11 protein-coding genes are annotated in these 13,239 nt (G+C 75.1%); all 11 read left to right on the forward strand.

Annotation, left to right across the window (positions count from 1 at the left end):
* The first annotated feature begins 3 nt into the window (after positions 1–3).
* The 11 genes from ABD948_RS21375 to hrpB all read left to right on the forward strand — a co-directional run bounded on the left by ABD948_RS21375 (position 4) and on the right by hrpB (position 12,881).
* Complete coding sequence (locus ABD948_RS21375) at positions 4–1,704, forward strand: FAD-dependent oxidoreductase (protein ID WP_345272243.1); 1,701 nt, start codon at positions 4–6, stop codon at positions 1,702–1,704.
* 60 nt (positions 1,705–1,764) lie between these two features.
* Positions 1,765–2,481, forward strand: a complete 717-nt coding sequence (locus ABD948_RS21380; RefSeq protein ID WP_345272248.1) for a TetR/AcrR family transcriptional regulator — start codon at positions 1,765–1,767, stop codon at positions 2,479–2,481.
* Positions 2,478–3,032, forward strand: coding sequence for an HIT family protein (locus ABD948_RS21385; protein ID WP_345272252.1), 555 nt, complete (start codon positions 2,478–2,480; stop codon positions 3,030–3,032). The genes ABD948_RS21380 and ABD948_RS21385 overlap by 4 nt, the downstream gene beginning before the upstream one ends.
* A gap of 74 nt (positions 3,033–3,106) precedes the next feature.
* Positions 3,107–3,751 (forward strand): phosphatidylinositol phosphate synthase, encoded by a 645-nt coding sequence (pgsA, locus tag ABD948_RS21390; RefSeq protein ID WP_345272260.1) that lies wholly within the window; start codon positions 3,107–3,109, stop codon positions 3,749–3,751.
* Between the two features lie 31 nt (positions 3,752–3,782).
* Positions 3,783–4,685, forward strand: a complete 903-nt coding sequence (gene pdxS, locus ABD948_RS21395) for a pyridoxal 5'-phosphate synthase lyase subunit PdxS (protein ID WP_345272273.1) — start codon at positions 3,783–3,785, stop codon at positions 4,683–4,685.
* An 8-nt stretch (positions 4,686–4,693) separates the two neighbouring features.
* Complete coding sequence (locus ABD948_RS21400) at positions 4,694–6,298, forward strand: carboxylesterase/lipase family protein (RefSeq protein WP_345272277.1); 1,605 nt, start codon at positions 4,694–4,696, stop codon at positions 6,296–6,298.
* 43 nt (positions 6,299–6,341) lie between these two features.
* Positions 6,342–7,355 carry an NADPH:quinone reductase gene (locus ABD948_RS21405; RefSeq protein WP_345272280.1) on the forward strand — a complete coding sequence of 338 codons (1,014 nt, stop codon included), beginning with the start codon at positions 6,342–6,344 and terminating at the stop codon, positions 7,353–7,355.
* A gap of 92 nt (positions 7,356–7,447) precedes the next feature.
* Positions 7,448–8,059, forward strand: coding sequence for a bifunctional pyr operon transcriptional regulator/uracil phosphoribosyltransferase PyrR (gene pyrR, locus ABD948_RS21410; protein WP_345272285.1), 612 nt, complete (start codon positions 7,448–7,450; stop codon positions 8,057–8,059).
* Positions 8,056–9,039: an aspartate carbamoyltransferase catalytic subunit gene (locus ABD948_RS21415; protein WP_345272290.1), complete on the forward strand. Its 984-nt coding sequence runs from the start codon at positions 8,056–8,058 to the stop codon at positions 9,037–9,039. Before pyrR ends, ABD948_RS21415 begins: the two co-directional genes overlap by 4 nt.
* Positions 9,036–10,322, forward strand: a complete 1,287-nt coding sequence (locus tag ABD948_RS21420; RefSeq protein WP_345272295.1) for a dihydroorotase — start codon at positions 9,036–9,038, stop codon at positions 10,320–10,322. Before ABD948_RS21415 ends, ABD948_RS21420 begins: the two co-directional genes overlap by 4 nt.
* 21 nt (positions 10,323–10,343) lie before the next feature.
* The gene (hrpB, locus tag ABD948_RS21425; protein ID WP_345272298.1) at positions 10,344–12,881 is read left to right on the forward strand and encodes an ATP-dependent helicase HrpB; all 2,538 of its coding nucleotides are present in this window, start codon (positions 10,344–10,346) and stop codon (positions 12,879–12,881) included.
* Positions 12,882–13,239: the final 358 nt, after the last annotated feature.

The following is a 13,239-nucleotide window of genomic DNA, read 5'->3' on the forward strand; positions in this document are numbered from 1 at the left end:
CCGATGGCCTACGTCGTCACCCAGTCGTGCTGCGCCGACGCCGCGTGCGTGGTGGCCTGCCCGGTCAACTGCATCCACCCCGCACCGGGCGAGCCCGGGTTCGCCGAGGCCGAGATGCTCTACGTCGACGCGAACTCGTGCGTCGGCTGCGGGGCGTGCGCCACCGCGTGCCCCGCGGGCGCGATCGTCCCGGCCGGGTCACTGCCTCCCGGGCAGCAGCCGTTCGTGGCGCTGAACGCCGAGTACTACGAGGTGTTCCCGCACCGCGACCGCACGCCGCTCGCCGTCGTCGCGCCCCAGCGGCGCCTGCGTCGCCCCGGACCGTTCCGGGTCGCCGTCATCGGTGCCGGGCCCGCGGGCATGTACACCGCCGACGAGCTGCTCAAGCACCCCGAGGTGAGCGTCGACGTCTACGACCGGCTGCCCACCCCCGGCGGTCTCGTGCGGGCCGGCGTGGCACCCGACCACCCGAGCACCAAGCTGGTCGAGCGGCTCTTCCGGCAGATCGAGCGCGAGCGGGGGTTCCGCTACTTCCTCAACGTGGAGGTGGGCCGCGACCTCACCCACGACGAGCTGGCCGCGCAGTACCACGCGGTGGTCTACACCGTGGGTGCCTCGGCCGACCGTCCGCTCGGCATCGAGGGCGAGCACCTGCCCGGCTCGCTCTCGGCCACCGACCTCGTCGGCTGGTACAACGGCCACCCCGACCGGCAGGACCTCCCGGTGCCGCTGCACCACGAGCGCGCGGTGGTCGTGGGCAACGGCAACGTCGCACTCGACGTCGCCCGGATCCTCACCAGCGACCCCGACACCCTCGAGCGCACCGACATCGCCACCCTGCCGCTGACCGCACTGCGGCGCAGTGGTGTGCGCGAGGTGGTGGTGCTCGGACGCCGAGGCCCCGCCCAGGCCGCGTTCACCGTGCCCGAGCTGATCGGGCTGGCCGCGATCGAGGGCCTCGACGTCGTCGTCGAGCCGGGCGGCTGCGAGCTCGACCCGACGACGACCGCCGGCCGGGTCCTCGCCGAGCTCCAGCAGCGAGCTCCGCGCCCCGACTGCCCGCGCATCGTGCTGCGCTTCGCCACCTCCCCGGTGCGCGTGCTCGGCACCGAGGAGTCCGGTGTCACCGGCGTCGAGCTGGTGCGCAACCGCCTCGAGACCGCCCCCGACGGTGCGGTCCGCCCGGTGCCCACCGACGAGGTCGAGACCCTGGCGTGCGGGCTGGTGCTGCGTGCCGTCGGCTACCACGGCACGCCCGTGCCCGACCTGCCCTACGACGCCGCTCGCGGCACGGTCCCCTCCGACCGCGGGCGGGTGCGTCCGGGCGTCTACGTGGCCGGGTGGGTCAAGCGCGGTCCCTCGGGCTTCATCGGCACCAACAAGTCCTGCGCCCAGGAGACCGTCGAGCAGCTGCTCGACGACCTCGACCGGACCGGGGCGGAGGCGCTGCCCGAGCCGGTCGGCACGCCGGAGTCGATCCGTGCGGTGGTGCTGGGTCGGCGTCCCGCGGCCGTCGAGCTCGCCGGGTGGGACGCCATCGACGCCGAGGAGCGGCGTCGAGGTGCGGCGCGTGGCCGACCCCGGGTCAAGCTGGTCGACCTCGCCGAGATGGAGCGGGTCGCCGCGGCCGCGGCGCGGCCCGGCGACGACACCCCGACGCCGCGAGCAGCCCGGCTGGCCCGGCGACTGCGTCCCTCCCGCTGACCCCCGGCTAGGCTGCCTCCCCAGGGCGGGCGCGACGTCACGCCGAGACGGGGGAGGGCGATGGCAAGCGGCGGCAAGGCCCCCGACGGTCGCCAGGCGCGCTGGCAGAAGCACAACGAGGAGCGCCGGCAGGTCATCATCGACGCCGCCCTCGCCGTCGTCGAGGCGGGCGAGCCCGGCGCGGAGTTCCACGTGCAGCAGATAGCGGAGCAGGCCGGCCTGAGCCGCTCCGTGGTCTACCGGCACTTCGCCGACCGTGCCGACCTCGACCACGCCATCCAGGTGCAGGTGCTCGAGGACCTCACCGCGCACCTGCTGCCCGCCGTCAACCTCGAGGGCACGATCAACGAGGTCATCCGCCGCATCGTCACCACCTACGTGCGCTGGGCCGTCGAGCACCCGGCGCTGCACCGGCTGGTCGAGCATGCGCAGGCCGGTGCCGGGTCGGCCGACCAGGGCATCAACCGGGTCGCCACCGTGCTGGTCGAGGTGCTCGAGACCGCCGTCGAGCTGCTCGGCCTCGAGCTCGACGACGACGACGCCGCCGCGCTCGATCCCCTGGCCTACGGGCTGGTCGGGGCGGTCTTCGGCGCCGTGCGCCGCTGGGTCGGCCGCCGGGCGCGACGCCCCGACGCCGACCAGGTGGCCGGGCTGCTCAGCCAGTCCGTGTGGCACATCCTCGACGGGCACGCCGACCGGCTCGGCCTGAGCCTGGACCCCGACGTGCCGCTCGAGGAGCTGCTCGCGGTCCCCGACCCCGAGGCGGCCGGCGCGTGAGCGAGCAGGACCCGACCGAGCTGCACCAGGACGGCATCGGCCAGGGCGACGAGCTCGACCGGCTCTGGACGCCGCACCGGATGGCCTACATCCGGGGCGAGAACAAGCCCACCGACGCCAGCAGCGGGGAGTGCCCGTTCTGCCGGATCCCGAGCCTCGGTGACCAGGAGGGGCTGGTGGTGCACCGCGGGTCACTGGCCTTCGTGGTGCTGAACCTCTACCCCTACGCGCCCGGGCACCTCATGGTCTGCCCCTACCGCCACATCGCCGACTACACCGAGACCACCGACGAGGAGTCGGCCGAGATCGCCGACCTCACCCGGACCGCCATGCGGGTGGTGCGGGCGACCTCCGGAGCCGGCGGCTTCAACATCGGCATGAACCAGGGCGCCATCGCGGGCGCCGGGATCGCCGCGCACCTGCACCAGCACGTGGTGCCGCGCTGGCCCGGCGACCAGAACTTCATGCCGATCATCGGACGCACCAAGACCCTGCCCGAGCTGCTCACCGACACCCGGTCGTTGCTGGCGGAGGCCTGGCCTCCGGGCTGAGCCCCCCGACGACGGGCCGACGACGGGCCGCCGACGTGCTGAGGACGGGGGCCAGCCGCTAGCCTGCTGCCGCCATGCTCGAGAGATTCCGCGACTTCTGGACCAACGTCTGGAAGCCCGTCGCCCACCTGCTGATCCGACTCGGCGTGACCCCCAACATGGTCACCTTCGTGGGCACCGCGGGGGTGTGTGCCGGCGCCCTGGGGTTCTTCCCCCGCGGCGAGCTGCTCGTGGGCGTCCTGGTGGTCACCGCCTTCGTCTTCAGCGACCTGATGGACGGCTACATGGCGCGGCTGACCGGTCGCACCGGCAAGTTCGGCTCCTACTGGGACTCCACCCTGGACCGGATCGGCGACGGCGCCGTGTTCGGCGGGCTGGCGCTCTACTTCGCCGGCCCCGGCGACAGCTACCTGCACCTGTGCGTCTCGCTGTACTGCCTGGTCATGGGCGCGGTCACCTCCTATGCCCGGGCCAAGGCCGAGTCCCTGGGCTTCGACGCCAAGGGCGGCCTCGCGGAGCGCGCCGACCGGCTCGTGGCGATCCTCGTGATGACCGGCTTCGCGGGGATCTTCGACCTCGACCTGCTCATCTACGTCACCCTGTGGGCGCTGGCCGCGGCCAACACCCAGACGGTGGTCGTGCGCTCGCTGATGGTGGCGCGCCAGGCCCGTGCCGAGGAGGCCGCAGCCGGCGCCGGCCCCGGCGGTCCCACCGCCTGAGCGGTCGGCGGGCCCCACTACGATCGGGGGCATGAGCGAGCAGCAGCACGAGCAGGCCACCGGCACCACCCGCGTCAAGCGCGGCATGGCCGAGATGCTCAAGGGTGGCGTGATCATGGACGTCGTCACGGCCGAGCAGGCCAAGGTCGCCGAGGAGGCCGGTGCGGTCGCCGTCATGGCGCTCGAGCGGGTGCCGGCCGACATCCGCGCCGAGGGCGGCGTCTCGCGGATGAGCGACCCCGACATGATCGAGAGCATCGTCGCGGCCGTCTCGATCCCGGTGATGGCCAAGGCCCGGATCGGGCACTTCGCCGAGGCGCAGGTGCTGCAGAGCCTGGGCGTCGACTACGTCGACGAGTCCGAGGTGCTGACCCCGGCCGACTACGCCCACCACATCGACAAGTGGGCCTTCACCGTGCCGTTCGTGTGCGGTGCCACCAACCTCGGGGAGGCGCTGCGCCGCATCACCGAGGGCGCGGCGATGATCCGCTCCAAGGGCGAGGCGGGCACGGGCGACGTGTCGAACGCCGTCATGCACATGCGCACCATCGGCGGTGAGATCCGCCGCCTCTCCTCGCTCTCCCACGAGGAGCTCTACGTGGCCGCCAAGGAGCTCCAGGCCCCCTACGACCTCGTGCGCGAGGTCGCCGAGGCCGGCAAGCTGCCCGTGGTGCTCTTCACCGCCGGCGGCATCGCCACGCCGGCCGACGCGGCGATGATGATGCAGCTCGGAGCCGAGGGGGTCTTCGTGGGCTCGGGCATCTTCAAGTCCGGGAACCCCGCCCAGCGTGCCGAGGCCATCGTCAAGGCCACCACCTTCTACGACGACCCCGACGTCGTCGCCAATGTCTCGCGCGGGCTGGGCGAGGCCATGGTCGGTCTCAACGTGGAGCAGATCCCGCAGCCCCACCGCCTCGCCGAACGCGGCTGGTAGTCCGCCCCGTGCAGGCGCCCCGCGCGGCCGGACCGCGCCCGCGCGCCCGGCGCGCCCCCGCGGCCCTGGTCGCCCTGGTCGCTGGGCTGCTGGTGTGCCTGGTGGCGGTCGGCTGCACCGGTGGCGGAGCCGGCGACCCCCGCACGGGAGGCCGGTCCGAGGTCGACGGCGGGTCCGGCGGCGGAGCCGCGGGTGGCCTCACCTCCGACCGGCTGGTGGTGGAGACCGACTCCGGGCCGGTGCAGGGACTCCTCGAGGAGGGTGAGGTCCTGACCTGGCGGGGCATCCCGTACGCGGCGCCGCCCGTGGGTGACCTGCGGTGGCGGGCCCCGGCCCCGGTGGAGGGGTGGGAGGAGACCCGCGACGCCACGGCCTTCGGGGACTCCTGCCTGCAGGGCACGGGGTCGCGGATCGCGGCCGACACCTCCGAGGACTGCCTGTTCCTCAACGTCTTCGCCCCGGCCGCCGCGAGCGAGGAGGGCCGGCTGCCGGTCATGGTGTGGATCCACGGCGGCGGGTTCACCTCGGGTAGCGGCGACCTGATGCCCGACGTCGTGGCCGGGCTCGTGGAGCAGGGCGTGGTCGTGGTCTCGCTCAACTACCGCCTGGGCCGCCTGGGCTACCTCGCCCACCCCGCACTCGCGGCCGAGCAGCAGGGTGCACCGGTCGCCAACTTCGGCCTGACCGACCAGATCGCCGCGCTCGAGTGGGTGCAGCGCAACGTGAGCTCCTTCGGCGGTGACCCCGACACGGTCACGGTGTTCGGCATCTCCGCCGGCGGCATGTCGGTCAACGACCTGATGAGCGCCCCGCAGGCGCGGGGGCTCTTCGACCGCGCCGTCTCCGGGTCCGGCCTGGGGCGCGAGGACCCGCCGAGCTACCGCGTGGCTGCCGGCCAGGGAGAGGCGCTGCTGGCCTCGCTCGACCCCCGCGGCGACGACGCCGCCGCGCTGCGCGCGCTGCCGGCCCGACAGGTGGCACGCCTGGACACCTTCGTGCTGCGCAACGAGGTGCCGATCCTCGACGGCGTGCTGCCCCGCTCACCCGCCGACACGTTCGCCGCGGGCGAGGAGGCGCCGGTGCCGTACCTGGTCGGCTCCACCGACCTGGAGTTCGTGCCGGCCGTGTTCCAGGCTCTCGGGATCGACCCCGTGCCGACCTCCCAGCGGCTGCTCACCGGCCGCGGCCGCGCCGCGCTCGACGCCTACGGCGACGGCCAGGAGGTGGAGCGCCACTTCCTCAACGACGTCGTGTTCACCGAGCCGGCACGGTTGCTGGCCGCCGAGCACGCCGAGCGCGCACCCACCTACCGGTACCGGTTCGCGATCGCCAGCCCCGCCACGCGCCGCACCTACGGAGGGGTCGTGCACGGCCAGGACTTCGTCTGGGTCTTCGGTCGCGGCGACGACGCGGTGCCGGGCGCCGCGGACCTCGCGGAGGGGGTCGCCACGTGCTGGGCCACCTTCGCGCGCGACGGCGTGCCCGACTGCGGCCCGGACTGGCCGACGGCGGAGACCGGCCGCTTCGTCGAGCTCACCACCCGTGGCCCCCAGGTGGTCCGCCGCGACCCCTGGCAGGCACGGCTGGACCTGGTGGGCTCGCTGTACGACTGAGGCCCTGCGCGATGACCACCGGGGCGGGGCTAGCGTCGGGCCCATGCGCGTCGTCGTCTACAGCGAGTCCGGTCCCTCCTCCGTCCTGAGCCTGGTCGAGCGCCCCGAGCCGCAGCCGGGGCCCGGCGAGGTGCGGGTCCGCCTGCACCGCGCCGGCGTCAACCCGACGGACTGGAAGATGCGCACCGGCGCCACCAGCCCCGGTGACTTCCCCGAGGTCGCGCCCGGGCAGGACGGCGCCGGCGTCGTCGAGGCAGTGGGCGAGGAGGTCGACGCGCTCAGCGTGGGGCAGCGGGTGTGGGTGTTCTGCGCCCAGCACGGCCGCCCGTACGGCACGGCGGCCGAGCAGCTGGTGCTCCCGGCCTCGCGTGCGGTGCCGCTGCCCGACGACGCCTCCTTCGACCTCGGAGCCAGCCTCGGCGTGCCCGCGATGACCGCGCACCGGGCGCTCACCAGCGGCGAGACGCCCTCGCGCCTGGGCCCCGGCAGCCTGGCCGGCCAGGTGGTGCTGGTGGCCGGGGGCGCCGGTGCGGTGGGCAACGCCGCCATCCAGCTGGCCGTCTGGTCGGGCGCGATCGTCGTCACCACGGTGAGCAGCCCCGAGAAGGCCGCGCTCGCCACCGCCGCGGGCGCGCAGCACGTGGTCGACTACCGCACGGAGGACGTCGCCGCGCGCGTGCGCGAGGTGGCAGCCGACGGCGTCGACCTGGTGGTCGAGGTGGCGCCGGCCGACAACCTGGCGCTCGACCTCGACCTGGTGCGCAACCGCGCCACCATCGCCTTCTACGCCAACAACGGCGGAGCCGAGGCCACGCTCCCGCTGCGACCCACCTTCGGCAAGAACGTGCGCCTGCAGGGTGTGCTGCTCTACCTGCTGAGCGAGGAGATGCTGCAGGCCGGCGCGCTCGACGTGACCGCCGCGGTCGAGGCGGGCGCTCTGCGGGTGGGGGAGGAGGCCGGCGTGCCGCTGCACCACTTCCCGCTGGCCGAGACCGCCGCCGCGCACGACGCCGTCGAGGCGGGCGCCGTCGGCAAGGTGCTCCTCGACCTCGCGTGAGGCGTACCCGGTGCGCGGCATGCCCTAGGCTGAGCGCGATCGACATCCTTTAACGAGCCGTCCCGTGAGGCGGAGAAGGAGGTCACGCGCACGTGAGTGCCGAGCCTGCCGCGCAGACACCCGCCGAGGCCCCACCGGGCCGCGTCGTCCTCGACGCCCGTGACATCACCCGGGCACTGACCCGCATCTCCCACGAGGTGCTCGAGCGCAACAAGGGTGGCGACGACGTCGTGCTGCTGGGCATCCCGCGCCGCGGCGTGCCCCTGGCGCGGCGCATCGCCGATCGGATCTCCTCGGTCGAGGGGCACGAGGTCCCGGTGGGCTCGCTGGACGTCACGATGTACCGCGACGACCTGCGTCGCGGCCCGGCCCGTGCCCTGATGCACACCGAGATCCCGCCCGGCGGCATCGAGGACCGCACCGTCGTGCTGGTCGACGACGTGCTGTTCTCGGGCCGCACCATCCGCGCCGCCCTCGACGCGCTCGGCGACGTCGGACGCCCGCGGGTGGTGCAGCTGGCGGTGCTGGTGGACCGCGGCCACCGCGAGCTGCCGATCCGTGCCGACTTCGTGGGCAAGAACCTCCCCACCTCGCTGGTGGAGCGGGTGTTCGTGCGGCTGGAGGAGACCGACGGCCTCGACACCGTCACCATCGACACCCGGCCCGAGCAGCCGGCCGGCTCCGAGGAGGCGGGGCAGTCGTGAAGCGCCACCTGCTCAGCGCGGCCGACCTGACCCGCGACGACGCCGAGCACGTGCTCGCGACCGCCGCCGAGCTGCGCTCGCTGGCCGACCGGCCGATCAAGAAGCTGCCCGCGCTGCGCGGCCGCACGGTCGTCAACCTGTTCTTCGAGGACTCCACCCGCACCCGGATCTCCTTCGAGGCCGCCGCCAAGCGGCTCTCCGCGGACGTCATCAACTTCTCGGCCAAGGGCTCGAGCCTCAGCAAGGGCGAGAGCCTCAAGGACACCGCGCTGACCCTGGAGGCGATGGGGGCCGACGCCGTCGTCGTCCGCCACGGCGCCAGCGGCGCGCCCCACCGGTTGGCCCACTCGGGATGGGTCCGCTCCAGCGTCGTCAACGCCGGCGACGGCACGCACGAGCACCCGACCCAGGCACTGCTGGACGCGTTCACCCTGTGGCGCCACCTCGGCGGCTCGCGCCCGAACGGCCTCGAGGGCCGCCGGGTCGCCGTCGTCGGCGACGTGCTGCACAGCCGGGTCGCGCGCTCCAACGCACTGCTGCTGCACACCCTCGGCGTCGAGGTGACCCTGGTGGCGCCGCCGACCCTGCTGCCCGTGGGCGTGGAGACCTGGCCGGTGGAGACCAGCTACGACCTCGACGCCGTGCTGCCCAAGACCGACGCCGTGATGATGCTGCGCGTGCAGCGCGAGCGCATGGACGGCGGGTTCTTCCCGACCGCGCGCGAGTACAGCCGCCGCTACGGCCTCGACGGCCGGCGGATGGCCACCCTGCAGGACCACACGATCGTCATGCACCCCGGTCCGATGGTGCGCGGCATGGAGATCAGCGCCGACGTCGCCGACTCCGAGCGCTCGGTGATCGTCGAGCAGGTCACCAACGGCGTCGCCGTGCGGATGGCCGTGCTGTACCTGCTGCTCAGCGGCGCCCACGAATCCAGCGAGTCCAGCCAGTCCAGCCCGACCCAGGAGAACCCCGCGTGAGCACCCACCTGATCAAGGACGCCGCCGTGCTGGGCGGCGAGCCCACCGACCTGCTGCTGCGCGACGGCGTCGTGGCCGAGATGGGCCGCGGCCTCTCCGCCGAGGGTGCGACCGTCGTCGACGCAGCCGGGCTGATCGCCCTGCCGGGCCTGGTGGACCTGCACACCCACCTGCGCGAGCCGGGCCGCGAGGACGCCGAGACGGTCGAGACCGGCACCCGCGCGGCGGCGATGGGTGGTTTCACCGCCGTGCACGCGATGGCCAACACCGACCCGGTGGCCGACACCGCGGGCGTCGTCGAGCAGGTGTGGCGGCTGGGCCGCGAGGCCGGCTACTGCGACGTCTACCCGGTCGGCGCCGTCACCGTGGGCCTGGCCGGGGAGCGGCTGGCCGAGCTGGGCGCCATGGCCGACTCGGCCGCCCGGGTGCGCGTCTTCTCCGACGACGGCCACTGCGTCAGCGACGCCGTCCTGATGCGCCGGGCGCTGGAGTACGTGAAGGCCTTCGACGGCGTCGTGGCGCAGCACGCGCAGGAGCCGCGGCTGACCCAGGGCGCGCAGATGAACGAGGGCGAGCTCTCCGGCCGGCTCGGCCTGACGGGCTGGCCGGCGGTGGCGGAGGAGGCGATCATCGCGCGCGACTGCCTGCTCACCGCCCACGTGGGCTCGCGCCTGCACGTGTGCCACGTGAGCACCGCGGGCTCGGTCGAGATCGTCCGCGACGCCAAGCGCAAGGGGTGGAACGTGACGGCGGAGGCGTGCCCGCACCACCTGCTGCTCACCGACCAGCTCGCCGCCACCTACGACCCCATCTACAAGGTCAACCCGCCGCTGCGCACCGCCGCCGACACCGAGGCGCTGCGTGCCGGCCTGGCCGACGGCACCATCGACATCGTCGCCACCGACCACGCCCCGCACCCGCACGAGGACAAGGACTGCGAGTGGGCGGCCGCCGCCTTCGGCATGCTCGGTCTGGAGACGGCGCTCTCGATCGTGCAGCACACGATGGTCGACGCCGGGCTGCTCGACTGGGCGGGCGTGGCGGAGCGGATGAGCCACGCTCCGGCGCGGATCGGCCGCGTGGCCGAGCACGGTCAGCCGATCGCCGTCGGCAACGCGGCGAACGTCGTGCTCTACGACCCCGCCGCCACCCGCACCATCGACGCCGCCGCCTCGGCGTCGCTCTCGCGCAACACGCCCTACCGGGGCATGGAGCTGCCCGGACGCGTCGTGGCCACGTTCCTGCGCGGCACGCCCACCGTGCTCGACGGCGTCCTGGTCTGAGACCCGACGCCACCCGGCGCCGTGACCACCGACCCGATCGCACGCCTGCTGGCGACGCCACCGGACCTGCCGGTGGTCGCCGGGCTGGCGCGGGTCGCGGAGGCACTGAGCGGACCCGGTGCGGCCGTCGTCCAGGCGCCGCCCGGGTCGGGCAAGACGACCCTCGTGCCGCCGTGCGTGACCGGTCTGCTCACCGCCCGTGGTGGCGCCGCACGGGTCGTCGTCACGCAGCCGAGGCGGATCGCGGTGCGCGCCGCCGCCCGGCGGCTGGCCCACCTGCTGGGCGAGCCGGTGGGGGAGACGGTCGGCTACAGCGTGCGCGGCGAGCGACGCGCGGGCCCGCGCACGCGGGTGGAGTTCGTGACCACCGGGGTGCTGCTGCGCCGGTTGCAGCGCGACCCGGGGCTGCCCGGCGTCGGCGCGGTGGTGCTCGACGAGGTGCACGAGCGTCAGCTCGAGGCCGACCTGGCGCTGGCGCTCGCCGTCGACGTGCGCGCCCACCTGCGCGAGGACCTGCTGCTGGTGGCGATGTCGGCCACGGTCGAGGCCGAGCGCACGGCGGCGGTGCTGGGGCCCGGGGCAGGGGTCCCCGTCGTCGACGTGCCGGGTGCGCTGCACCCGGTCGCGGTCGACTGGTGCCCGCCGCGCGGCGGTGCGCACTGGGCCGACGACCGCGGCGTCACCCCGGCCTTCCTCGACCACGTGGCCGCGACGACGCGCCGGGCGCTGACCCAGCACGCGGGCAGCGTGCTGGTGTTCCTCCCCGGCGCCGCCGAGGTCGACGGCGTCGCGCGCCGGCTGGCGGACGTGGCCAACGCAGGCGTGCCGGTGCACCCGCTGCACGGCCGGCTCCCGGCCGCCGAGCAGGACCGGGCACTGACCGAGGGCAGCGGACGCCGCGTGGTGGTCTCGACGGCGGTCGCCGAGTCGTCGCTGACCGTGCCGGGGGTGCGGGTGGTGGTCGATGCCGGGCTCTCGCGCGAGCCGCGCACCGACCAGCGGCGCGGGCTCGCGGGGCTCGTCACGGTCCGGGTGAGCCGCGCGAGCGCCGAGCAGCGGGCCGGCCGGGCCGGGCGTGAGGGGACCGGTGCGGTGCTGCGCTGCTGGAGCGAGTCCGAGCACCCGCACCTCGCGGCGCACCCGCAGCCGGAGATCGCCGTCGCCGACCTCACCGGGCTGGCCCTCGAGCTGGCGGCGTGGGGCAGCCCGGGTGGGGAGGGGCTGGCCCTCCTGGACGCGCCGCCCGAGGTGGCGCTGGCCCGCGCGCAGGCGGTGCTCGAGGGTCTGGGCGCGGTCGGGGCCGACGGTGCGATCACCGAGCGGGGCCGCGCGATGGCGGAGCTGCCCCTGGACCCCCGACTCGCACGCGCCCTGCTGGACGGTGCCGGCCTGGCGGGCGCCCGTCGGTCCGCGGAGGTGGTCGCGCTGCTCGCGGAGGGCGTCCGGGCGCCCGGTGGCGACCTGGTGGCGGCGCTGCGGCAGGTGCGCCGGGACGGCCCGGGGTCCGGCGAGTGGCGGCGCGCCGTCCGCCGGCTGGAGCAGGCACTGCCCACCGGGCCGTCGGCGACCGCGCTGCCCGACGACGTCGCGGTCGGCGCCGTCGTCGCGCTGGCGCACCCCGAGCGCGTCGCGCGCCTGCGGCCCGGCTCGACGTCGACCTACGCCAGCGTGGGCGGCACCGGGATGGTGCTGGAGCGGGGCCGTGGCGACGGCGCGGCCCTCGCCGGCCTGCCCTGGTTGGCGGTCGCCGAAGCAGACCGCCGGCCCGGCCAGCGCGACGCCCTGGTGCGCGCCGCGGCGCCGCTCACCGAGGACCTGGCACTCGAGGCGGCCGCCAGCAGGTGGGACGAGCGGGACGAGGTGGTCTGGCAGCAGGGGGGCTTGCGAGCCCGGCGGGTCACCCGGCTGGGCAGCATCGAGCTCGCCTCGGTTCCGCTGACCCGGCCCCCGACCGAGCTGGTGACCGCCGCGGTGCGTGAGGGGCTGCGTCGCGAGGGGCTCGAGGCGCTGCCGTGGAGCGCGGGTGCCCGCTCGCTGCGCCGGCGGCTCGCGTTCCTGCGCACGGCGCTGGGGGAGCCCTGGCCCGACGTCGACGACGAGGCGCTGCTGACCGGCATCGACGCCTGGCTCGGGCCCGAGCTCGCCCGCGTGCGCACCGCCCGCGACCTGGGTCGGGTCGACGTGCTCGGTGCGCTGCGGCGGCTGCTGCCGTGGCCCGAGGCCGGGCGGCTCGACGAGCTGGCCCCCGAGCGGCTCCCGGTGCCCAGCGGCGCCACGGCCGCCGTCGACTACGACGGCGAGCAGCCGGTGCTCGCCGTCCGGGTGCAGGAGGCGTTCGGCTGGCAGGAGACGCCGCGCCTGGCCGGTGGACGCGTCCCGGTGCTCGTGCACCTGCTCTCACCCGCGCGTCGACCCGTCGCCGTCACCGCCGACCTCGCCTCGTTCTGGGCCACCGGCTACCCCGCCGTCCGCGCCGAGCTGCGCGGTCGCTACCCCAAGCACGCCTGGCCCGAGGACCCCCTCACCGCCGAGCCGACCCGCGGCCCCCGCCGTCGCTGATCCGCGAGTCGGCTCTTCCGCGCGCTCGAGAGGGCTCGAGTCGGCTCCTCCGCGCGCTGGAGAAGGGTCGAGTCGGCTCTTCCACGCGCTGAAGAGGGGTCGAGTCGGCTCTTCCGCGCGGTTGATGGCGGTCGAGTCGGCTGTTCCGCGCGTGCCGGGTGGCGCGGGATGCCGCCCACGTTCGCGCACGCGCCGGCTCGGCTGTCCGGGGGTGTGCGGAAGCGCCGGCTCGACAGCCCTGGGGTGCGCGGAAGCGCCGGCTCGGCTGTCCTGGGGTGCGCGGAAGAGCCGACTCGCCCTCCCTGGGGTGCGCGGAAGAGCCGACTCGGCCCTGCGTGGGCGGGTGGCGGGAGGAGGG

The organism is Nocardioides nanhaiensis, assembly GCF_039542785.1.
Taxonomy (GTDB): Bacteria; Actinomycetota; Actinomycetes; order Propionibacteriales; family Nocardioidaceae; genus Nocardioides; species Nocardioides nanhaiensis.